Source organism: Fibrella musci (assembly GCF_041321105.1).
Taxonomy (GTDB): Bacteria; Bacteroidota; Bacteroidia; order Cytophagales; family Spirosomataceae; genus Fibrella; species Fibrella musci.
On the sequence record NZ_JBGGWD010000002.1, the window covers coordinates 515,904 to 536,479 of the forward strand.

Consider the following 20,576-nt stretch of genomic DNA (forward strand, 5'->3'; position numbering starts at 1 on the left):
CGATCACTTTGTTTCACCGGCGGGGAGGGCTTTTCCCTGGTCGAGCAGTTCGATTTCGCGCTGATCGGCTTCCGGCAGCTGAAGCGTCCAGCCCATCGACCCGGCTAGTTGAAACATCATGTACTGAATCTGATTATTGGCGATGCGGGGCAGATCGCTCTGCATGGCCCGTTCGTGCATCACCTGCTTGGCTTCTTCCAGAATGCTGGTGTAGGCTTCGCTGCTGAAATGGTTGAAGATACCCGCCTGAATGTCGTAAAACTTATAATCGGTATCGATCGACAGGATTTCGGGTTCGGGGAAAGCCTCGACAACCAGCGTTTTCTCGCCGGGCTGAGCTTGCCGAAACCGTACTTTCTGAAAATCGAACCCCACCAGCACCTTCGACTTGGCAATGATCATGGCTTTTTTGGGGTCGTTGAACACGTACAGAATCGTCTTCTGATCCTGGTAATTGTAGATCTCCGAGAAATAGCCCTCGGCCATTACGACTTTAAACACTTTCTCGATGCGCTCGAGCAGCAGCGTCGACTCGTGGCGCACGTCGGTAACGGCGTTGGTGGGCTTCCGGCGCAGCCACAAACTCAGGCCAACGCCCCCGGCTCCGCCGACGGTTAGTAACAGTAGGGTATTCAGAAAGTCCATAAACGAATGTACGGTGTGCGGTGGATAATGAACAGGGTACTAAGCGGCTACTTTCTTAGACGACTGCAGTCGGCAGTTTATTCACCCAATTCCTCGAAGCGTTTGTATTGCTTCCGGTACAGGGTGGCGGCTTCCGGGTCAGGTTGAAAGGTATGCCCAAATTCGGTGGTTGCGGCCAAGTCGGTCAATGATAGCGGTTTATCAGTGGCACTGGCCAGCGCAAACTGAGCCAGCTTAACCGCCCCGATAGCTCCGCTTTCGTTGCTGGCGTTGAGCCGCACGGGTACGTTGAAGATGTCGGCCATCATCTGCACCCAGAATTCCGACTGTGCAAAGCCGCCGTTGGCATGGATCACCCGCGTTGGGCCAGCGTTGCGGGCCAGCAGCAGTTCGGTACGGCGCAGGTTGAAGAGCACACCTTCCAGCGCGGCTCGGGCGAAATGTGCCCGCGTGTGCAGCCAGTCGACGTGGTGGTAGCTGCCGCGCACGCTGGCGTCCCAGAGCGGAGCCCGTTCGCCCTGCAAATAGGGCCGGAATAACAGACCGTCTGAACCGGGCGGCACCGTGGCGGCTTCGGTCAGCACGGTTGGGGTATCTTGCTGAACAAGTTTCTCCGACAGCCATTCGAGCACGTTAGCGCCGTTGTTGGTGGGGCCGCCAACCACATACCGGTCAGGGTCGGCAGCGGTGCGGGCGTGGAGCAGGTAGGAAAAGAGTCGATCATCGCCCACAGGCCGGGAACTCGTCCGGCGAACAGCGCCGCTGGTGCCGATGGTGATGGTGGTTACGCCCGGCTCGATGGCCCCGGCTCCCAAATTCGCCAGGCAGCCATCCGACGCGCCAATAATGAGCGGCATATTGGGCGCGAAAATGGCCGACTGCCCCGCCTGCGGCTGGTAGGCAACGGTATGCGTGGTGTTGACGGGCGTAGATAGCTGATCGGCGCGGACGTTGGCGACGGCCAGCGCAGGGGCCAGCCAGGTACGTTTGGCGTTGTTGAACAAGCCCGTGGCGCCCGCCATCGCGTAGTCGATTTCGTAGCGGCCCGTCAGTTTCCACCACACGTATTCTTTGAGCGACAGCCAGCGAACGGCCCGTTTGAGCAATCGCGGATTGTGCGCGCTGAACCAGGCCAGTTTGCAAAGCGGCAACATCGGATGCACAGGTACGTTCAGCGCCTTTGTCACCTCGGCGTGGCCCGTGCGGATGGCGAGGGCTTCGCGGCTCGCCCGGTTGTCTGACCAGATCAGGGCGTTGGTGAGGGGGCGGCCGACATCATCGACCGCCAGTAGACTATGCATGGCGGTACTGAAACAAACCCCGGCCAGCTGGTCGGCCTGCGGACCTAGTTCGGCGAGGCATTCGCTTATGACCTCGCCAAACAAGGACCAGATGGCCTTTGGGTCTTGCTCGGCCCAGCCGGGTTTGGGTACCAGCGTTGTTACAGGCCGGGTGGCCTGCGCAATGGGTTGGCCCGTTTCGGTATCAATCGCCAGTGCTTTTAGGTTGGTCGTGCCGATATCAACGCCAAGTAACAGCATACGTCAGTGGATCGTGTGTAGTGAATGCGGCAAGTGCCTAGCGGCGGCTTCCAGCAAACGAAGCTATTACACATTATCCATTCTCACGTATACGGGTACGTTGGCAAAAGGCCAGATCAGGGTTCAGTGGTCCATAATCGGGCATTCCGACAACTAACAATTCACTACTAATCAACTGCTTAATAAGCTACAAACGTACCTATCGTCCCATCAGTCGTACGCGGATTTCCGTATCTTCTTTTACCTCGAAAGCGGCCTGATCAAACGAAGGCGGGCCCATCAGCATGGCAATGTTGGAGAAGCCGAAGGGTTCGGTGGGCATCATCCCCGCCCGGTCCATCACCTTGTTGTTGTTCAGATCCTGATAGAGCTGAATGGCGTATTGACCCGCCTTCAGGTTGGGAATCACGATCGTCAGCGGCCCTTCGGCAGGCACCGCTACCGCCGTATCCAGATCTGATTTTCCCATGAAATTTTCGGGTTTCATAATCAGTCCGACGTGCATCGTGCCCGTTCGCTGACTGATGTTCGGAATATTGATCGTCAGCTTGTAGGTACTATTCTGAGCCAGCAGGGGGCGATGTACAAACAGGGCGGCGATCAGCAGGGCGATGGTGTATAGCAGCGTTTTCATAGAAGAGCGCGGTTTGGTTTCTGGTTCAAACCTATTGCTCGCTTGCTACATGGCCGACAGGCAGGGGTGAACAGCACGCTTTTGGGACAAACGGCACAGGGTGGCGCGTATCTTTAGCCATTCTGATTCAGCTGCCGCCTCGATGAGTCCGACCGATGATCTTTTTCCGCCCGTCAGTCCCCGCATCGCCCGGGACCGTTTTCTGGTTCGTGATGACCAATGGGAGCAGCGGTTCCGGCCCGATTTCGACCAGTTTATCATTGCGTCGCTTGCCTTTGCCCGGCCTGTGATCAAGCTGCCCGTGCCGGCGGCGCGCACGAGCAACCACGCCTTCTTTCTGCTTACCGACGGCACCCTGGACCTGACAGTAGGGCATCAGGCCTACACGATGCAGCCGCAGCAGTTGGCCGTTGTTCCGGCGATGCAGATTTTCTCGATACCAGCCATTAGCGAGACGGCAGCGGGTTACATGTGCTTTGTAGATCGCGACAGGCTAGCTAACGCCACTCACAAACTCCCTTATGATTTTCTGAAGCTAACGGGCCAACCACTGATTTCACTAACAGATGCCCAAACCGGGTTCATCGACGCGCTACTTGGCCGCCTGGCCGTCGAGTACTACGAATCAGGTGCCAGCCGCAACGATCTGATCGGGCCGTATTTGCAGGTGCTGATGGCCGAAATAAACCGGGCGTATGCCGGTACGTTGCCCACTCAAACCGATGCGGGCGACCGGCTGGTGCAGGGCTTCATGGATTTGCTCAATGCCCCCGACAACCGGCGAGTGCGGGTGAGCGAGTATGCCGACAGCCTCAACGTGAGTCCTAACCACCTGAACAAAGTAGTAAAGGCACGTACCCGGCAGTCACCCTCGGTCTGGATCGATGGGCGGCGGGTGCTGGAAGCCAAAGTGCTGCTTTACCAATCGGCGCTGACGGTTGGGCAGATTGCCGCCGAACTGGGCTTTGCCGATCAGTCAGCTTTTGGCAAGCTGTTCCGGCGTTACGCACAAACCAGCCCAGCCGCTTTCCGAAAAATGATTGACAGAGACCAATTTCTGCCGGGTATGGCCTAACGCCAACCAACATACAGACGTGACCTTTGCGGGCAGAAACTGCCTGTCAAATGCTGTATCAAATTGCTTTAATACTCCACAATGCCCTGCGCTGGCTGGTGCTGTTTAGCTTGCTGGGTACGTTGGTGAGCGCTTTTTCGGGGCTGATCAACCGCCGCTTATACACCAAGTTAGACCAAACCATTCGGGTCGTGGCTACGTCTGTTGCCCACACCCAGTTGCTGGTTGGTTTTTACCTCTACGCCGTCAGCCCGATCATCCGCTATTACTGGCGCGAAAAACCATCGTTCAGCGAGGCGGCGGCATTTCCATTTTTCGCCCTTATTCATATTAGCCTGATGCTCACCGCCGTGGTGTTGATAACGATCGGGTCGAGTAAAGCCAAGCGCCAGACCGAGGCCCGGCAGCAGTTCGGAACCACCGCCCTGTATTTCACCATAGGCCTTGTGCTGATACTGGCCGCGATCCCCTGGCCGTTTTCACCACTGGCAGCCCGGCCCTGGGTACGTTGGTAACTAGCTGCGTTTCGTGTTTGGCGTTTAACGTTTGATGTTCGCTCAACCATCTAACCAACTGTTTATCAACCAACTAAATCATCAAATATTAAACGTTAAACATCAAACGTTAAACGCTAAACCCCATGTTTTTCACCTCACCTAAACTCCGCTTGCGGGTGGCCAGTATGCTTGAAGGTACGTCGTTGCTGGTGCTGTTTCTTGTGGGCGTACCGATGAAACACCTCTATCAGCAACCGGGGGTTGTGCAGGCGGTTGGGCCCATTCACGGGCTGCTGTTTGTCTGGTATGCGCTCACCGTTATTCAGGCCAAAACCGAGTACCGCTGGCCCTTGGGCAAGACACTGCTGGCCTTGATTGCTTCGTTCGTACCCGGGGGTACGTTCTACGCCGACCATGTGATTTTCCGAAAACTGCGCGAACAGACTCAGGAGCCATGAATGTGTTGGTTTTTAAAACGAATATGGTCTGCGCCGGCTGCACACAAACGGTTGGACGGGCGCTGGGTACGTTCGGAAACACCATCCGCTGGACGGCCGATCTCGACGATTGCGACCGGGTTTTGCGGGTTGAAACGGCTACTGTTCCGGCACAGGTCATCGTTCAGGCCGTTGGGCAGGCGGGCTTTCTCTGCGAGGAATTGCAGTAAGCAAACGTACGTGCAAGTTGGCTATCAGATGAGATTGGGAGGTACGTTATCTTTACCAGATTCCGGCTCACCTTAACATCATATGGCTAACCTAAACACGACCATTAATAAGACACACCGCTACGATGCCATCGTCATCGGCTCAGGCATGAGCGGCGGCTGGGCAGCGAAAGAATTGTGCGAAAAAGGGCTCAAAACGCTGGTGCTGGAAAAAGGCCGGATGGTCAATCACGTGGAGGATTACCCCACGGCCATGAAAGACCACTGGGAGTTTGAGCACCGCGGCGCCCTCAACCAAGACGATCAGAAAGCCTATCACGTGCAGACGCGCAGTGGCTTCGTCGGCGAGAGCAACAAGCATTTTTTTACCAACGATCTCAACGACCCGTACATCGAAACCAAGCGGTTCGACTGGATTCGGGGCAACCACGTAGGCGGGCGCTCCCTGACCTGGGGGAAACACTGCTACCGCTGGAGCGACCTCGATTTTACGGCCAACGCCCGCGAGGGAATCGCCGTCGACTGGCCCATCCGCTACGCCGACCTGGCCCCCTGGTACAGCTACGTGGAGAAGTTTGTGGGCATCAGCGGCGAAAAACTGGGCCTCGATCACCTGCCCGACGGCGAGTTTCTGCCGCCGATTCCGCTTAATTGTCTGGAGTCGCACTTCCGGCAGGCGATGAAGAAAACGTACGGCAACCGCTACGTAACGCCGGGCCGCGTCGCCCACCTGACCGACCCACAGCCCTGGCATCTCGAACTGGGGCGGGGAAAATGCCAGAACCGGAACCGCTGCGGCCGGGGCTGCCCCTACGGCGCTTATTTCAGCAGTAACGCCGCCACGCTGCCCGCCGCCAACCGCACCAACAACTTCGCTATCCGGCCGCATTCGGTGGTGCACTCGATTATTTACGACGAAGCTACAGGCCGGGCCACGGGCGTGCGCGTGGTCGATGCCGAGTCGAAGGAGATGACCGAGTTTTTCGCCAACCTCATTTTCTGCTGCGCCTCTACAGTGGCCACTACGCAGATCTTGCTGAACTCAACGTCGAAGCGGTTTCCTAACGGCATGGGCAACGACAGCGGCGAGCTGGGGCATAATATCATGGATCACCACTACCATGTGGGTGCCATGGGCAGCTACGATGGCTTCGAGGATCAGTATTACAAAGGCCGTAAACCCGCCGGGCTGTTCATTCCCAAATACGTTAACATCGACGAGAAATCGAAGAACCCGAATTTCCTGCGGGGCTACGACTATCAGGGCGCCGGAGCCGGCCGCGGCAACTGGGGCGGGGGCGTCAATACACCGGGCGTTGGGGCGGCGTTTAAAGAGTCACTGTTTAAGCCGGGCGGCTGGGGCATGGGCCTCATGGGCTTCGGCGAGGTGCTCCCCTATCACGACAACAAAGTGACCCTGCACCCCGACAAAAAAGATCAGTGGGGGTTGCCCATGCTGGTGTTCGACGCCGAATTCAAGCAAAACGAGCTGGCGATGCGTAAACAGATTATGGCCGATGCCGCCGAGATGCTCGACGCGGCCGGTTTCAAAGACATCACCACCTTCGATTATTCGGGTGGCATTGGTGTGGGCGTCCACGAGATGGGCACAGCGCGGATGGGCCGCGACCCTAAAACGTCGGTTGTGAACGGGAATAATCAGCTTCACAGCGTCCCGAACGTATTCGTGACTGATGGGGCGTGTATGACCTCGTCGTCGTGCGTGAATCCGTCGATTACCTACATGGCCCTGACGGCCCGCGCTGTTGATTTCGCCACGAAAGCCAAAAACCGTAACGACCTATGAACCGCCGCAACGCACTCAAAACCTCGGCTCTATTTATGGGCTACGCCGTTTCGGCTACAGCCCTGACCGAAACCTTCATCGCCTGCCAGAAAACGGTCAACCTGAATTGGAAACCCGTTTTCCTGACCAACGAACAGGGGAACACCGTCGCCGAAATCACCGAGACGATTTTACCCAAGACCAGCACGCCGGGCGCGAAAGAATTGGGCGTGCCGCAGTTTGTCGATAAGATGCTGCACGACCTGCTCGCTGAGGAAGATCAGAAAGACTTTATCGCCAGTCTGGAGGCACTTGATGACCGCTGCGAATCGGAATACGGCAACTCGTTTGTCGACTGTACGCCCGCTCAGCGCGAGGCTTTCTTGCTAACCCTCGATAAAGAGGCCGAACCGTTTCCGCCGTCACTTTGGGGGATTACGCTGAAACCGTCGGGCCCACCGGCCTTTTTCCGGCGCCTCAAAAGCTTGACGCTACTGGGCTATTATACCAGCGAGAAGATCGGCAAAGAGGTATTGGCCTACGACCCCGTCCCCGGCGAGTACATTGCCTGTATGCCCCTAAACGGCCAGAACGCCTGGAACGAGTAGTATTTTTTTCTCTGCCTGCATTCTGGCTTCCTGGTTGGTATGACAGAATGCAGGCAGAAGATCACAGCACCGCTTTCGGCTTTGTGGTCATAAACTCTTTGAGATAGTAGGGTTCGAATGCAACCAAATCCTCAAACTGCCCGGCGGTATATGCCTGAGCAGCTAACGTACCTACCGTGCGGGCCGAGGGACGTACCTGCGCAGCCGGGAAGAGCGCGTTAGGGTGCGTCAGAACGGGGCGAGCCTTGGCGGATCCATCGCCGAAAAACACAACCGGCTGTTGGGCTAGCCAATCGGCAAATGATTGTTCGTCCAGGATAGTCGCCGAGGTAGGCTTAACCTCTTGGCCCTGTTGATCATAAATAGCGCAGTAGACTTCCATTCGCCGGGCGTCGATCATAGGGCAGAGTAACGTACCTGTATCATAAAACGGCCGAATCTGCTCGGTCATGGCCGCCAGTGTGTTGATACCAATCAGCGGTTTATCGAGCGCGAAGCAAAGGCCTTTGGCCGTTGAGACCCCAATACGAAGTCCGGTGTAGGAACCGGGGCCTTTCGCCACCGCAATCGCCGACACGTCGGTTAGGGCATAGCCGGCATGCGCGACGACATCGTGCAATAAAGTAGTCAGGCGCGATGACGCCGTGCGTTCGGTAAACAGTTCGTAACAGCCTAGTAAGTCGCCCGTCAGGGTATGCAAGGCGGCGGAGCATACAGTGGTGGATGTATCGAGAGAAAGAAGCATAAACGGGTAAAGTAAAGAGAAAGGCGAAAAGGGACTGATGACGCCAGAGCAACTACGCTGGCGTCATCAGTCCCTTTTCGCCTTTCTCTTCTCTATTTCTTTTTCAAAATTCCGTTGTACCGGTTCATGTCTTTGAACAGGTCAAGGGCGGCTTTGATATCGGGATCGGTCGAAAATGACGCCTCTTTCAGGCCTTTTTGCAGGTAGTAGTGGCTGGCAATTTCCTCTTCCAGCAGCGTCCGGATTTCGGTCTGGAAGGTCTTCATGTCAGCATCTTTGCTGTGCGACATTTTTGATTTCAGCGCCTTCAACTGATCCTGAATCTGGTCGAAATACTTTTCTTTTTTAGCCGACGCTTCCAGCACACCCAGGTCTTTCTCGACCTGCGTGGTGTAGTCGTATTCTTTGTCAGACACCCACTTTACAAACTCCTGATACTCGGCGTCGGTAAGGCGGAACTCGCGCGCTGGTTTGATCGTCGGGTGTTCGCTCTTGTATTTGACGGCGTAATCGAAAATATGTCCCTTGCTGGTCAGGCTCTGGGCAATGGGCGTCGGCGTCTGGGCCTCCGTCTGGATATCGGGCGTTACCCCACCCCCATCATACACCACCCGACCCGCACGGGTTTTGAACGCTGTACGGAGCGAATCGGCAATTTTGCCCACGCTGCCGTCGGCGTTGCGGTGGCTGTAATCGATGGCCTGAATGCACCGGCCACTAGGGATGTAGTATTTAGCCGTCGTGATCTTCATACGCGTGCCGAACGAGAGCGGGCGGGTCGTTTGCACGAGGCCTTTGCCGTAGGTACGTTGCCCAATCAGCACACCCCGGTCATAATCCTGGATCACACCCGACACAATCTCAGCCGCCGACGCTGAGTGGTTATTAGTCAGTACCACGATGGGCATATCGGTGTCGAGGGCAGGAGCCATCGCTGAGTACGACTTATTCCACTCGGTCACTTTGCCTTTGGTCGTCACCACCTCCGATCCTTTCGGGATGAAGACGTTCGAGATATCGATGGCCTGATCGAGCAGCCCGCCGGGGTTTTCGCGTACGTCGAGCACGAGTTTCTTCATGCCCTTTCCTTTCAACTCCTGATAAGCAGCCTTCACCTCACGCCCGGCAGCAGCCATGAAATCTTTCAGGTCGATATAGCCAACCTCATCGTTGAGCATACCGTAGTAGGGTACGTTGGTCACCTTCACCACGTCGCGTTGCACCTGTAGGTCGACGGGGGCTTTCTGGCCGTACCGTTTCACCGTCAGCTTCACCGACGTACCTGTCTGGCCACGCAGCAGCTTACCCGGATCGGCATCCTGGCGGGCCTTGATATCGACGCCGTCGATTTTCAGAATCTCATCGCCGATCTGTAAACCCGACTTTTCGGCCGGCGTTCCTTCATACAGCATCATCACCACGTTGCGCCCCTGTCGATCGCCGATCACGGCCCCGATGCCGTTGTAGCGGCCCGTGGTCATGGTCATGTAATCTTCGATGTCGTCTTCGGCGTAGAAGTTGGTGTACGGATCAAGCGATTTCAGCATCGCGTCGATGCTCGTTTTCACCATCCGGTTGGGGTTTACTTCGTCTACGTAGTACATGTTCAGTTCTTTGAACATGGTGGCGTAGATGTCGAGGTTCCGCGCGATTTCGAAGAAGCGATCATCGCGGGTGAAGGCCGTCAGCCCACCCGCAACGAGCAGGGCCGAGGTGCCAAGTATAAGTTTTTTACGGAGCCGCATAACGTAATGAACAATGTACGATGAATAATGTACGATGAATAACGAACGACGCCTTGACAGGGCAAGCTCATTGTGCATTGTTCATCGTACACTATTCATTCTTTTGAGTGCCAATTTCATGCCTTTATCTATCTCGTCAAACGAAATTTTGACCTTGGCGGTATACAGAAACGTAATCGCGACGGGAGAGACAGCGGCCTTCTGCAAGATACACTTATTCAGCCGATATGCCTCGCGACAACGCCGCCGTACGAGGTTACGGTCTACCGCTTTTTTGAAGGCGCGTTTAGGTACGCTAAACAGTACCTGAGGCGGCGGCGGGCTGGGTACGTTGGCGATCGCCTTGTCTACGTCAGCAGCCTCTAGGCCCGGTACGTCGGCCGGGTCAGGTACGTTGGCAGCAGACGCCTGACCGGGCAACACAAACATCACCCGAAACGGATGCGCGTAGACCGACTGTACCGCGTCGGAGCCAGTCTGAGCGCTGCGATCGAAGAGCCGGTTGATGAGCTTCTTGCTCGTCAGGCGTTCGGTTTTGGGGAAGGTGTTGGGCATAAAATGCACAAAGCTACGCGGATATGAGCTGAATCACTGAGTAAATAGGGCGGATATTCCCGAGTAAATCAAACCGAGGGGTCTACTAAGCAACTCTTCAGTTTGTAAACGGATTGTATTTTATTTGCACCTAATACATACCACACTGTTCGCGCTACACGGGAAGAATGCATTCAATATGACCAACAATACCACATCAGCCATTACTGAATTTGCTACTCTTTTTCCCGAGTTTGCCGACCACACTGAGTTGATCATCCAACTCAGTGGCCTACTCAGAAAGCACGTGCTACGCCCCGGTCAACTGCTTGTTACCTCAGGCGAAGAAAACGACAGGCTGTATTTTATCGCGAGCGGCATGATTCGTGGCTTCTATTATACGGATACGGATACGGATACGGATACGGATACGGATACGGCGATAACATCCTGGTTTGAAGCCGAGGGGGGGTACGTGGCCATACCGCATAGTTACTTTGGTGGCGAGCCTTCGCGCGAGAGTATTGAAGTGCTGGAAGCTGGTGTGGCCTTCTCGATAGCACGTAACGACCTTCAACGCCTACAGGCGATTACCCCTGCTCTGGGCATGGTGCTTCGCAACATTATAGTCCGTTACATGGTACGGATGGAGCATCAGCTACGGGCGTTGCGTATGACGACGACCCGGCAGCGAGTGGCGTATTTTCGGCATTACTTTCCCTCTATTTACAAACGCGCTGCATTGAAACACATTGCTTCCTTTCTGAATATGACCCCCCAGACCCTAAGCAGAATTAGGGCAGAAAAAGATTGATGATGCACATTTACCTAAAAGGATATACTTATTATCAGATCTTTATTAATTAGTTTATATCAATTCGCTAATTGCCCCAGATTAATCACTGATTAAAATTTCAAACAAATCTTTGCAACAAGTAAGCCCCGCACAAGCATTGGAGCGCGTTGGCGGGGCTTATGAGTCTGATTGTTCAACCAAAACTCTGTGCAAAGATGCGCAAAATTTTAATTGCTGCGGTATTAGTGCCGCTTGGTATGCTTTGGGGGTGTCAGGACCGGGTTGACTCGGCCTTGCCTGTCACACCTCAAGTAGCTGAGTACGTAGAAGGCTCAGCGGGTGAAACGTATGACCCCGTGTTGGAAGAATTCGCCAAAACATTGGCAGCCTCGATGACGGATATTTCCATGCGGGAATTCGTGCACACGGAAGCCGCAAGAGCTTTCGACGGTGATCAGGACATTTTAGTGCAACAGGTCGGCAACAAAGCGTTTGAAAAGACGCTGGTCAGAGCCAATAGCGAACGGGCCCGGAGCGGCGCACGAACAACCGCCTTCTCCCTGCGAGAATACACGGCCAAACGGCCCTTGTTGAACGTTGCTGTACCTGTTCATAACGATGAATGGCAACCGACCATGTATACACCGCTAGTGGCTGTTTCCCCAACCATCAACGATGAATATAGAGTGAAATACATCAAGGCGTTTGACAGCAAAGGTAACGTCCATTGGCTGAGCACTCGTGGAGTACCTGATAAGCCGGTCGTGGTAGTAGGACTGAATGAGCGTGTTCGGATGGATGCCACCGGACAGATGAAGTTGAAAGCCAACCTTGTTTCGCTGCAAAAGTCGGGCAAGCGCCCAACTGGTCAACCTGCCATGATGAACATCGAACAATTACCTGATGATGGCACCGGGGGTGGTGGAACTGGTGGTGGTGGAACTGGCGGTACCTGCCACTTTCAAGACAATGCACTTTTGCAAATTCCTCGTCTGGAGGTTAATAATATCGAGCCTTTCGAGACTTGGGATCGTGGAATGCCAGAAATCTGCCTTGAGTCGTATGGTATTAACCCTACAACCAACACCGAACGGAAATTCAGAAGGTTTATATGGCTAGGCCAGAATAATGCATTTAGGCAACCTGGGCCTTGGAGTGGGTTTGGTTATAGCCCATACCAATCTTTCGATGTGAATAACATTGAAACTTGGAACACGAGCCTATTCGGCTCGGAGCTTGCCTTCAAGTTTTGGGAGGAGGACAGCGGCGGAACAGATGCCAGTGCATCTCTCAAACTAGGACTGATTACTATCACAGTTAATTTAGGTGCGGGAGATGATGAAATTGGTGACCTATGGTTATACCGCTGTGGCGATAACCAAATTTACCAAAACAACGGCCAGAATTTTAAACAATTGCAAAGCAGAAATTCTAATTTCTGGATTTTCTTTCGTACAGTCTGATTAAACCGTTAGCTCATCCTGATTCTTCATACGTTGATGAATGGAAACCTCAACTAACAAGATCAGAAGTACTGACTTCATTTTTGTTAGTTGAGGTCTATCAATTAACATACTTTTTTCACCAAACCCAGTCCGTGCAATGAAATCTATTCAATTTTCAGTGTTGCTTTTAATAAGCATCATTTTCTCCTGCAAGAATGATGATCAGATTTTGGGCAATCGTGTGGCCGGAACATGGTCACTTGAGCGAATACGGTATGCTAACCCTAATCGTCCCGGCATGGACACTACTATTACCCTGCAAGGTGCCACAATGAGGTTCGATGCCTGTCAGTACAAGCGTGGCGAATCCCTCAACTGCACAGGACAACATCAGGTGTTCAATAATAGCGCAGTACCGTTCAACTTTGATATTGACGGTGTGAAGCAGTCTTCGTTAAGTCTTAATCAGCAGTATAATCAGTATACGCCTAAAAGAGGCGATCTGGATTTAAATGGAAATTACTTCATTTCTTTCTCTGATAACAATAATCAGATGGAGATGAAGGGAAGATACTATTTGTATGGCTCTGATAAGGTGTTAGACGAGACCGCTTATTTCACACTGAAGCGAAATTAGGAACTGATCAACTTCCTTGCTTGAATTGATGAAGAGGCTGATTCTATGTATGCTATTTTTAGCTGTGTTCATGCAGATTTCCACAGCTCAGCCCAGTGTTACGATCAGCGGTTTTGTACGAGAGATGGGTAGCGACGAAGCCATGCCCAGCGTTACGGTTCGAGTATTAAATCAGTCTGTTGGCACTACAACAAACTACTATGGGTTTTACACACTAACCGTCCCTAAAGCGCTCATAACCGCTTCTACTGCGCTGACACTGGTTTATAGCAGTGTTGGCTACGATGTTGTTTATGAGCGAGTTGATTCACTGGCTTCGCAGACTCGCCACGTGTCTTTACAATCCACAGCTCGTATGCTCAGTGAAATAACTGTGATAGCCCAGCAGGAAAAGCTTTCTGAACAAAGTCAGATGAGCCAAGTATCAGTGTCGATGCAACAGGTACGTCAGATGCCCGTGCTCCTGGGCGAAAAGGACATATTGAAGGCATTGCAACTGTTACCCGGTGTGCAGAAGGGCAATGAAGGACAAACCGGCCTGTACGTTCGAGGTGGTGGTCCAGATCAGAACCTGTTTCTGCTTGATGATGCTGTCATTTATAACGTAAGTCATCTGTTCGGCTTCTTTTCTATCTTCAATAACGATGCATTAAAGCGGGTTGATTTATATAAGGGAGGCTTTCCGGCACGGTATGGCGGACGTATTTCGTCGGTAGTGGATATTCAGATGAAAGAAGGAAACCGACAACAGTTTAGTGGCGAAGCCAGTATTGGCCCACTCGCCGGAAGGGTAATGCTGGAGGGACCGTTACTTCGTGAAAAGCCGTCTTCTTACCTGATTTCAGCCCGTCGTACCTTTCTTGATCTGCTACCGGTACTCGGTGCCGCTCCGTCCTTTTATGATCTAAATGCCAAAGCCAACATTGATCTGACAACCCGTGATAAATTTTATTTAAGCGGATACATAGGCCGCGATGCGTTTGGCGGGGGCGGTGGGGGCATCAATTGGGGCAATACGGCTGTGACCCTCCGATGGAACCGGCTACTTTCTCAAAAACTATTCGGTACGGTAGCACTTATTGCCAGTAACTATCGCTTTCGAGTCTTTACTGAGTCAGGTACTGGTAGTAAGCAGGTATCACTTGATTACACATCAGGCATCCGTGATTTAACGGCTAAATATGATCTTGACTGGCACCCTAATGCTGCGCATACTATTCGACTGGGGGCATCGGTCACAAACCGGCGCTTCACGCCCAATGCTCGCGTACAACGCACAGCCGACCGCGACACCAGCAACCTTGATCAAATTAAGACATTAGCCACCGAAGCGGCGTTGTACATTGAAGACGACATACGTGCTTCATCATGGCTACGCGCCAATATCGGCTTACGGGCCGTCCTATTCAACGTCAAGGGGCGTACTTACAGCTACGCTGAACCAAGAGTGTCGTTGGCACTCACGCCGATAGCAAACTGGGCCTTTAAAGGCTCTTACGCTCGCATGAATCAATTCATGCACCTGCTGTCAAGTTCAGGTTTGGGGTTGCCCACTGACTTATGGGTACCCACCACTGACCTGGTTGCCCCGCAGCAGGGGTGGCAGCTTACCGCAGGTGTTGCGCACGACCTGCCAAGCCGAGCTATTACGCTGACAATCGAAGGATACTATAAAGAGATGCAAAATTTAATTGGCTATCGCGATGGTGCTTCTTTTCTGGCCGTTGATCTTTCTGCCACGATTGACCCAACATTGACGTACAACACGAATTGGGAAGACAACATTGTAGTTGGTAGAGGTCGGTCGTATGGAACCGAACTACTTCTACAACGTAAAGAGGGTCGGCTTACAGGTTGGGTAGGTTACACATTATCATGGACTATCCATCAGTTCAACGCCATTAACGGAGGCCGTGAGTTTTACCCTCGCTACGACCGCCGCCATGACGCTTCAATAGTGTTATCATATAAACTGAGACCACGCCTGACACTTTCTGCCAATTGGGTTTATGGAACAGGTAATACTATTACCCTGCCATTGGGCACATACTTGGCTGGTATTAACTCTCCTTCCGCTGGATATACTACTGGTTCACTTGAACCTTCAGGCGTAGCTGTTGTTAGCTCCACGTTATATAGCGACCGTTTTGCTTTTCGAGTAACACCTTACCACAGGCTCGATGTTGCGGCTCGATTTGAGAAGCCAACGCGCCGAGGCCGTGTGCGTACTTGGGAGCTAAGTATCTACAACGCGTACAATCGGATTAATCCATTCTATTATACCACGCGTCAAGATAGATTTAGCAATGAGTCGAAGCTATTTCGTGTAGGCCTATTTCCTATTTTACCCTCAGTTAATTATAGTTTAAAATTTTAATTAGTATGCTCTTACGCCAAAGTTGGTTGTGTTTGCTATTAGGCTTAATTAGCTGCGATGATGTATTATTGCGATCAACGCCAGAGACTATTCCTATTCCGCGCGTAACGCAATCATACGTAGCAGTATTTTTATCACCCAATAGCCCCACAGTTGACGTTCTATTAACTAGAATAACGTCCGCGGCAGGGGAAGGTTATGAATCTGATGCACTTGGTATACCCGATGCAACAGTGACGATCTTACGCGAGGATGGCAAAATTCTTTCTGTGCCTTATCGAAATGGTATTCGGTATCAGGTTTTGAATAATGGCTTTGTGCAGATAGGTAGGCATTATAAGTTATTAGTCAAATTACCAGGAGGCACTCAACTGGAAGGTTCTTGCACCATTCCAATTAAAAATATTGACGCTGGGCAAATTAAAGTTAACGATCTTGGGGATAACAGACTACGAGTATCTTGGACAGATGTAACCCCGGAAGTCGACTACTATGCTATATTAAACGGGAGTATGCAAGCCTCTCGGCGTGACACGACATATGCCTCAATTGATCCGCTTTTTGTGTTAACTGACGTTGGCAATGACGTTAGCAAGAGGGTTTATTCACCTACGCTTAATAAAGCATTTGATCTGCCTGATGAAAGTAGCGTCGTTAACTTCAATAATATTATTTTGTGTCGAACAGACTCAGCCTATTTCGCTTATCACAAATCAGTTGCTGATAAAGAAGCCGCCCGAGAAAATCCGTTTGCTGAACCTATCAACTTATACTCTAACATAAAGGGTGGATACGGCATATTAGCCAGCTATATAGGAGTTCGTGTCGTTTGCAAAGGAGAGCGAATTGTTCAGGTTCGCGAATAATAACAGCAAACTAACAAAGCCCCCTGCGCATTCACTCCGATGTTATTGGCAAGGAGCTTTGTGTAGCTATGCGTCAAGATTACATCTTAAATCGGTTGTCTTTCTTCTCGTCTGACACGGTCAGTTTCCAGCGGCCTTTGGCCCGGCGACGCGCCAATACGCTCTGGCCGTCAGGCGTTCGGTTTTGGGAAATATGTGACGCATAAAACGTTCAGAACTATGAGGGTATGAGCGGAATCAGCGACTTACTGGCTATCTATCAGGCAACAGCTATCAATTTTGTCGACATTTATTTCGCACCAGGTTACAACTTTTTTCGGGTGGCACTGGTCTTGTAACTGTCGGAGGCTCATCGTTATCCCCAAGCCTTTCTTACATAGGGTGCTCAACGGATTGAAACCGGTCTTTTGCCTTCTCCTTTCTACTATTATGTTCTAACCAACTCAACGATGAAAACGCATAGTTTTTTCCTGGCCTGCCTGCTGGGCCTGCTGCATACTGCTCACGCCCAAACCGAAAAGGGGACATTGGCCATCGGTATCAACGCCGCAAAAGGTATCTGGCGTACTGAACAAAGCGACGTTGCTAGCGGCAAAATAACGCCCTCTATTAGTTACTTTCTGAGAAAGAACGTGCTGATTGGGCTGAGCGTACCCCTCGAATCTGGCAAAACCAGTTATGCACGGGCTGGTTTAACCGGCGATCTGTCTCGCCTGAACAGCTCATCCATCGGGTTGGCGCTAATTGCTAGACGTTACTTTTTGGATGGTCGCGTCAAACCATTTGTTCATCTGGATGGCGGCTATACCTAGAATACGGTTCACTACTACCGATTGCTTCAGGATACGCCTTCAGGAATAGGCAGCGGGCAAACGATCAGAGCAAATGCCGGGTTAGGCATCAGCTATTTTGTCAACAACCGATTCAGTATCGAGGCAACCGCTACAATAGGAATTGCCAATGTGAAATGGGCCATTACGGAGAAGGCGCTAGACCCAGACAACCGCTTCCTGCTGCTCGGCATTGGTGTCAACTGGTATCTGTCTCCCCGCTCAAAATGAGTAGTTATTCAGGACAACAAGTCATTAAAAAAGCCGCTCTGATCATCAGAGCGGCTTTTTTAATGACTTGTAAAAGTCAGGCGTTACAGTTTGAACCGGTTGCCTTTCTTTTCGTCTGAAACGGTCAGCTTCCAGCGACCTTTCGCCCGGCGACGCGCCAGCACGTTCTGCCCGTTGGGCGTTGCCATCCGCTCCCGGAAGCCGTGCTTGTTGCGGCGTTTGCGGTTCGACGGTTGATACGTTCTTTTCATTGTATAGCTGCGACTAAAATGCCTGTTTCTGAATTGAGTCCGCAAAAGTAACAGAACGAATCGAGATCACCAAACAGAACGAGTTCAATGTTTAACGTCTAACGTTCGAGGTTGTAGTGCTGAGACTCAGGACACCTACGCAACTTTGGACCTTGGGCTTTGAACATTGAACTATTCTCAACGATCCGGTTAATTTTGTGGCCGATACGTTCAGCATCAGCTTCTCTTCAGTTCTATTCCATGTTTAAACGAACCAAGATTGTTGCCACGGTTGGCCCGGCCTCAGAAACCAAAGATCAACTGTTGGCCCTTGCCCGTGCGGGCGTAAATGTGTTCCGGCTCAATTTTTCGCACGGTACGCATGAAGACCACCTCATGCGCCTGAATCGCATCCGCGAGATCAACGAAGAGAATAACCTGAACCTCTGCGTTCTGCAAGATTTACAGGGCCCCAAGATTCGGATTGGTGCCGTTGAAGACCCTAAAAATGGTGTACCCATCCTGCCGGGCAACAAATTGGTCTTTACCAATGAAGAAGTCGTAGGTACGTCGGGTCGGGTAAGTACGCCCTACAAAGGCATGTACCGCGATGTGCGCCCCGGTGAGCGGATCCTGCTCGACGATGGCAAGCTGGAAGTGAAAGTAATTGGCGTGGAAGGCACCGACGTGGTCACTGAAGTGGTCTATGGTGGCCCCCTGAAGTCGAAGAAAGGCGTAAACTTGCCCAACACGAAGGTGTCGATGCCGTCGGTAACCGAGAAAGACTGGGCCGACCTCGACTTTGGCCTTGAGCACGACGTAGAATGGATCGCCCTCTCGTTTGTTCGGGAAGCGCGGGAGATTCACGAAATCAAAGAGTACATCAAATCGAAGGGCAAACTGGCCCGCGTGGTGGCGAAGATCGAAAAACCGGAAGCCATCATTAACATCGACGAGATCATCGAAGCCACCGATGCCATCATGGTGGCCCGCGGCGATTTGGGCGTTGAACTGCCCGCCGAAGAAGTGCCGATGATCCAGAAGATGCTGGTCGAGAAGTGCAACCGGGCGGCTAAACCCGTGATTGTAGCGACACAGATGCTCGAAAGCATGATCGACGCTCCCCGCCCGACCCGCGCCGAAATCAACGACGTGGCCAACTCGGTTATGGACGGTGCCGATGCGGTGATGCTCTCGGCCGAAACGGCGTCGGGTAGCTATCCTATCCTGGCTGTCGAGAACATGAGCGCGACCATCCGCAACGTGGAGGCCAACTCAGATAAGATTTATTACAAGCACCACGCGCAGGTGAATGATCACCCCGGCGAAAACGTGCTGAACGATAATGTGGTGATGAGCGCTTGCCGCCTTGCCCGCGACACGAAAGCCAAAGCGATTATTGGGATTACTACATCGGGCTACACAGCCGTGCGGTTGAGTCATCACCGGCCCAAGGCCAGCATCTTCGTATTCTCACCTGATGCCCGGCTGCGGAATGTACTCGGCCTCTACTGGGGGGTGCAGGTGATTCCCTACAACCCCGAAGCCAACCAGAACGCCGATCAGACCGTTGAGGCGATCAAGCAAACGCTGGTTGACCGGGGCGAACTAAGTTCTGGCGACATCTTCATTAACACGCTTAGCATGCCGCTCTCGAAGCAGCGCCGTACCAACACGGTGAAACTGAGCGTAGTCGAATAGGTACAGTGAGCAATGAACAGTACGCAGTATACAGTGATTACTATTGATCGGGCGCAGCCATCGTGAAGATCACTGTATACTGCGTACTGTTCATTGCTCACTGCCTTTCACCGCTTCGTAGTCGCTTTTGAGGCGGCCTACTTCGCGGGTCAGGAAGGTTTGTAGTTGTTGGTTGAAGTTCGCCTGCTCGTCGGCGGACAGGCTGGCATATAAGTCTTTCAACTCCTGATTGATGGCAGCACGCTCGTCGGCAGAAGCGGCGTTGATTGACCGAACGTGGTAGGTTCTGAAATCGTAGGTCGTCATAGCCGGTAAACGACAGCCTCCGTTTGGGAGTTCGTCAGCGGGTGGCTCCGTTCGCAGTAGGATAAGAATCCGGACGCCCCGTTAAACCTTTCGGGTAAATTGGCGTCTTACCCTTGTTTTATAATGGCATTAAGCCACGATAAGATTGGCTCGCTGTGAGCCAGGTATTTATTTTTGCGGGGTCGTTGTGAACCCGTGTTTTGTCTAACCAATTGCCCATTTCTTCTTTACAATGAAAAAAGCACTCAGCTTCCTTCTTGCCACCGCCGGTCTGGCTACGGCATCGTTTACGGCTCAGGCGCAGGATAATATTCCTGATGACATGAAGGCCCTGATGACAAAATACACGTGTATCGCCTGCCACCGCGTCGATACCAAACTCGTTGGCCCGGCCTACAAAGACGTCGCCAAACGCAACTACACCAACGATCAGATCGTTGAACTGATCTACAATCCGAAGCCGAGCAACTGGCCGGGCTACATCGCGATGGCCCCCATGAAGCAAGTGCCGAAGGAAGACGCGCTGAAACTTGCCACCTGGATTAACACCCTCGACGGCAAACCCGCTAAAGCCGGTGCCAAGAAAGGGACCGCCAAAGGCAAGAAAGCTTAAGACTGATTAATGTACAATGCACGATGTATAATGAATAATGGGGCTGACGCGCTTTACTCTTGCGTCA

General features: G+C 52.5%; 23 protein-coding genes and 1 pseudogene. 15 read left to right on the top strand and 9 right to left on the bottom strand.

All coding sequences use genetic code 11. The annotated features are described in order from the left end of the window. Window positions 1-3: 3 nt before the first annotated feature. From ACAW74_RS07850 to ACAW74_RS07860, 3 genes are all read right to left on the bottom strand, one after another. Complete coding sequence (locus ACAW74_RS07850; RefSeq protein ID WP_370697638.1) at window positions 4-645, bottom strand: DUF4230 domain-containing protein; 642 nt, start codon at window positions 643-645, stop codon at window positions 4-6. 77 nt (window positions 646-722) lie between these two features. Continuing rightward, on the bottom strand, window positions 723-2,186 hold the full coding sequence (locus tag ACAW74_RS07855; protein WP_370697639.1) for a gluconokinase: 1,464 nt from the start codon (window positions 2,184-2,186) through the stop codon (window positions 723-725). A gap of 199 nt (window positions 2,187-2,385) precedes the next feature. Continuing rightward, window positions 2,386-2,820, bottom strand: a complete 435-nt coding sequence (locus ACAW74_RS07860; RefSeq protein WP_370697640.1) for a DUF2141 domain-containing protein — start codon at window positions 2,818-2,820, stop codon at window positions 2,386-2,388. A gap of 142 nt (window positions 2,821-2,962) precedes the next feature. On the opposite strand from ACAW74_RS07860, the gene ACAW74_RS07865 reads away from it, so the two are divergent. The 6 genes from ACAW74_RS07865 (at window position 2,963) to ACAW74_RS07890 (ending at window position 7,453) form a co-directional block, all read left to right on the top strand. Continuing rightward, on the top strand, window positions 2,963-3,895 hold the full coding sequence (locus ACAW74_RS07865) for an AraC family transcriptional regulator (protein ID WP_370697641.1): 933 nt from the start codon (window positions 2,963-2,965) through the stop codon (window positions 3,893-3,895). A 50-nt stretch (window positions 3,896-3,945) separates the two neighbouring features. Then, window positions 3,946-4,410 carry a hypothetical protein gene (locus ACAW74_RS07870; protein WP_370697642.1) on the top strand — a complete coding sequence of 155 codons (465 nt, stop codon included), beginning with the start codon at window positions 3,946-3,948 and terminating at the stop codon, window positions 4,408-4,410. Window positions 4,411-4,535: 125 nt separating this feature from the next. Beyond that, a complete protein-coding gene (locus ACAW74_RS07875; protein ID WP_370697643.1) occupies window positions 4,536-4,850 on the top strand; it encodes a DUF3817 domain-containing protein in 315 nt (104 codons plus the stop codon). Then, window positions 4,847-5,059 carry a heavy-metal-associated domain-containing protein gene (locus ACAW74_RS07880; protein ID WP_370697644.1) on the top strand — a complete coding sequence of 71 codons (213 nt, stop codon included), beginning with the start codon at window positions 4,847-4,849 and terminating at the stop codon, window positions 5,057-5,059. The genes ACAW74_RS07875 and ACAW74_RS07880 overlap by 4 nt, the downstream gene beginning before the upstream one ends. Before the next feature lie 82 nt (window positions 5,060-5,141). Next, the gene (locus ACAW74_RS07885) at window positions 5,142-6,866 is read left to right on the top strand and encodes a GMC oxidoreductase (protein WP_370697645.1); all 1,725 of its coding nucleotides are present in this window, start codon (window positions 5,142-5,144) and stop codon (window positions 6,864-6,866) included. Then, window positions 6,863-7,453: a gluconate 2-dehydrogenase subunit 3 family protein gene (locus tag ACAW74_RS07890; RefSeq protein ID WP_370697646.1), complete on the top strand. Its 591-nt coding sequence runs from the start codon at window positions 6,863-6,865 to the stop codon at window positions 7,451-7,453. The genes ACAW74_RS07885 and ACAW74_RS07890 overlap by 4 nt, the downstream gene beginning before the upstream one ends. A gap of 61 nt (window positions 7,454-7,514) precedes the next feature. On the opposite strand, the gene tsaB is transcribed toward ACAW74_RS07890, so the two are convergent. From tsaB to ACAW74_RS07905, 3 genes are all read right to left on the bottom strand, one after another. Then, window positions 7,515-8,198, bottom strand: a complete 684-nt coding sequence (gene tsaB, locus ACAW74_RS07895) for a tRNA (adenosine(37)-N6)-threonylcarbamoyltransferase complex dimerization subunit type 1 TsaB (RefSeq protein ID WP_370697647.1) — start codon at window positions 8,196-8,198, stop codon at window positions 7,515-7,517. 92 nt (window positions 8,199-8,290) lie between these two features. After that, a complete protein-coding gene (locus tag ACAW74_RS07900; RefSeq protein WP_370697648.1) occupies window positions 8,291-9,943 on the bottom strand; it encodes a S41 family peptidase in 1,653 nt (550 codons plus the stop codon). Window positions 9,944-10,024: 81 nt separating this feature from the next. Further along, complete coding sequence (locus ACAW74_RS07905) at window positions 10,025-10,498, bottom strand: ribonuclease P protein component (protein ID WP_370697649.1); 474 nt, start codon at window positions 10,496-10,498, stop codon at window positions 10,025-10,027. A 124-nt stretch (window positions 10,499-10,622) separates the two neighbouring features. On the opposite strand from ACAW74_RS07905, the gene ACAW74_RS07910 reads away from it, so the two are divergent. The 5 genes from ACAW74_RS07910 (at window position 10,623) to ACAW74_RS07930 (ending at window position 16,598) form a co-directional block, all read left to right on the top strand. Continuing rightward, window positions 10,623-11,291 carry a Crp/Fnr family transcriptional regulator gene (locus ACAW74_RS07910; protein WP_370697650.1) on the top strand — a complete coding sequence of 223 codons (669 nt, stop codon included), beginning with the start codon at window positions 10,623-10,625 and terminating at the stop codon, window positions 11,289-11,291. A 197-nt stretch (window positions 11,292-11,488) separates the two neighbouring features. Further along, window positions 11,489-12,736, top strand: coding sequence for a DUF3103 family protein (locus tag ACAW74_RS07915; protein WP_370697651.1), 1,248 nt, complete (start codon window positions 11,489-11,491; stop codon window positions 12,734-12,736). A 139-nt stretch (window positions 12,737-12,875) separates the two neighbouring features. Next, the gene (locus ACAW74_RS07920; protein WP_370697652.1) at window positions 12,876-13,355 is read left to right on the top strand and encodes a hypothetical protein; all 480 of its coding nucleotides are present in this window, start codon (window positions 12,876-12,878) and stop codon (window positions 13,353-13,355) included. Window positions 13,356-13,425: 70 nt separating this feature from the next. Beyond that, a complete protein-coding gene (locus ACAW74_RS07925; RefSeq protein WP_370697653.1) occupies window positions 13,426-15,732 on the top strand; it encodes a TonB-dependent receptor in 2,307 nt (768 codons plus the stop codon). A 5-nt stretch (window positions 15,733-15,737) separates the two neighbouring features. Then, complete coding sequence (locus tag ACAW74_RS07930) at window positions 15,738-16,598, top strand: DUF4249 family protein (protein ID WP_370697654.1); 861 nt, start codon at window positions 15,738-15,740, stop codon at window positions 16,596-16,598. A 79-nt stretch (window positions 16,599-16,677) separates the two neighbouring features. On the opposite strand, the pseudogene ACAW74_RS07935 reads toward ACAW74_RS07930, so the two are convergent. Next, window positions 16,678-16,776 (bottom strand): annotated as a pseudogene (locus ACAW74_RS07935) (large ribosomal subunit protein bL34); the annotation flags it as partial. A 271-nt stretch (window positions 16,777-17,047) separates the two neighbouring features. Here ACAW74_RS07935 and ACAW74_RS07940 point away from each other — a divergent pair. Further along, window positions 17,048-17,410: a hypothetical protein gene (locus ACAW74_RS07940; protein ID WP_370697655.1), complete on the top strand. Its 363-nt coding sequence runs from the start codon at window positions 17,048-17,050 to the stop codon at window positions 17,408-17,410. A gap of 21 nt (window positions 17,411-17,431) precedes the next feature. Beyond that, window positions 17,432-17,659, top strand: a complete 228-nt coding sequence (locus ACAW74_RS07945; protein WP_370697656.1) for a hypothetical protein — start codon at window positions 17,432-17,434, stop codon at window positions 17,657-17,659. An 83-nt stretch (window positions 17,660-17,742) separates the two neighbouring features. Here ACAW74_RS07945 and rpmH read toward each other — a convergent pair whose 3' ends face one another. Continuing rightward, on the bottom strand, window positions 17,743-17,910 hold the full coding sequence (gene rpmH, locus ACAW74_RS07950; RefSeq protein WP_041257544.1) for a 50S ribosomal protein L34: 168 nt from the start codon (window positions 17,908-17,910) through the stop codon (window positions 17,743-17,745). A 240-nt stretch (window positions 17,911-18,150) separates the two neighbouring features. On the opposite strand from rpmH, the gene pyk reads away from it, so the two are divergent. Further along, window positions 18,151-19,590 carry a pyruvate kinase gene (pyk, locus tag ACAW74_RS07955; protein ID WP_370697657.1) on the top strand — a complete coding sequence of 480 codons (1,440 nt, stop codon included), beginning with the start codon at window positions 18,151-18,153 and terminating at the stop codon, window positions 19,588-19,590. 90 nt (window positions 19,591-19,680) lie between these two features. On the opposite strand, the gene ACAW74_RS07960 is transcribed toward pyk, so the two are convergent. Further along, window positions 19,681-19,896: a hypothetical protein gene (locus tag ACAW74_RS07960; protein ID WP_370697658.1), complete on the bottom strand. Its 216-nt coding sequence runs from the start codon at window positions 19,894-19,896 to the stop codon at window positions 19,681-19,683. Window positions 19,897-20,128: 232 nt separating this feature from the next. Between ACAW74_RS07960 and ACAW74_RS07965 the strand changes: the two genes are divergently transcribed. Further along, on the top strand, window positions 20,129-20,509 hold the full coding sequence (locus ACAW74_RS07965; protein WP_370697659.1) for a c-type cytochrome: 381 nt from the start codon (window positions 20,129-20,131) through the stop codon (window positions 20,507-20,509). The last annotated feature ends 67 nt before the right edge of the window (window positions 20,510-20,576 follow it).

Bases quoted from the DNA above. Each gene is read 5' to 3' on its own strand.
- ACAW74_RS07850 (WP_370697638.1), bottom strand. From the start codon at position 645: ATGGACTTTCTGAATACCCTACTGTTACTAACCGTCGGCGGAGCCGGG.
- ACAW74_RS07855 (WP_370697639.1), bottom strand. From the start codon at position 2,186: ATGCTGTTACTTGGCGTTGATATCGGCACGACCAACCTAAAAGCACTG.
- ACAW74_RS07860 (WP_370697640.1), bottom strand. From the start codon at position 2,820: ATGAAAACGCTGCTATACACCATCGCCCTGCTGATCGCCGCCCTGTTT.
- ACAW74_RS07865 (WP_370697641.1), top strand. From the start codon at position 2,963: ATGAGTCCGACCGATGATCTTTTTCCGCCCGTCAGTCCCCGCATCGCC.
- ACAW74_RS07870 (WP_370697642.1), top strand. From the start codon at position 3,946: ATGCTGTATCAAATTGCTTTAATACTCCACAATGCCCTGCGCTGGCTG.
- ACAW74_RS07875 (WP_370697643.1), top strand. From the start codon at position 4,536: ATGTTTTTCACCTCACCTAAACTCCGCTTGCGGGTGGCCAGTATGCTT.
- ACAW74_RS07880 (WP_370697644.1), top strand. From the start codon at position 4,847: ATGAATGTGTTGGTTTTTAAAACGAATATGGTCTGCGCCGGCTGCACA.
- ACAW74_RS07885 (WP_370697645.1), top strand. From the start codon at position 5,142: ATGGCTAACCTAAACACGACCATTAATAAGACACACCGCTACGATGCC.
- ACAW74_RS07890 (WP_370697646.1), top strand. From the start codon at position 6,863: ATGAACCGCCGCAACGCACTCAAAACCTCGGCTCTATTTATGGGCTAC.
- tsaB (WP_370697647.1), bottom strand. From the start codon at position 8,198: ATGCTTCTTTCTCTCGATACATCCACCACTGTATGCTCCGCCGCCTTG.
- ACAW74_RS07900 (WP_370697648.1), bottom strand. From the start codon at position 9,943: ATGCGGCTCCGTAAAAAACTTATACTTGGCACCTCGGCCCTGCTCGTT.
- ACAW74_RS07905 (WP_370697649.1), bottom strand. From the start codon at position 10,498: ATGCCCAACACCTTCCCCAAAACCGAACGCCTGACGAGCAAGAAGCTC.
- ACAW74_RS07915 (WP_370697651.1), top strand. From the start codon at position 11,489: ATGCGCAAAATTTTAATTGCTGCGGTATTAGTGCCGCTTGGTATGCTT.
- ACAW74_RS07920 (WP_370697652.1), top strand. From the start codon at position 12,876: ATGAAATCTATTCAATTTTCAGTGTTGCTTTTAATAAGCATCATTTTC.
- ACAW74_RS07925 (WP_370697653.1), top strand. From the start codon at position 13,426: ATGCAGATTTCCACAGCTCAGCCCAGTGTTACGATCAGCGGTTTTGTA.
- ACAW74_RS07930 (WP_370697654.1), top strand. From the start codon at position 15,738: ATGCTCTTACGCCAAAGTTGGTTGTGTTTGCTATTAGGCTTAATTAGC.
- ACAW74_RS07940 (WP_370697655.1), top strand. From the start codon at position 17,048: ATGAAAACGCATAGTTTTTTCCTGGCCTGCCTGCTGGGCCTGCTGCAT.
- rpmH (WP_041257544.1), bottom strand. From the start codon at position 17,910: ATGAAAAGAACGTATCAACCGTCGAACCGCAAACGCCGCAACAAGCAC.
- pyk (WP_370697657.1), top strand. From the start codon at position 18,151: ATGTTTAAACGAACCAAGATTGTTGCCACGGTTGGCCCGGCCTCAGAA.
- ACAW74_RS07960 (WP_370697658.1), bottom strand. From the start codon at position 19,896: ATGACGACCTACGATTTCAGAACCTACCACGTTCGGTCAATCAACGCC.
- ACAW74_RS07965 (WP_370697659.1), top strand. From the start codon at position 20,129: ATGAAAAAAGCACTCAGCTTCCTTCTTGCCACCGCCGGTCTGGCTACG.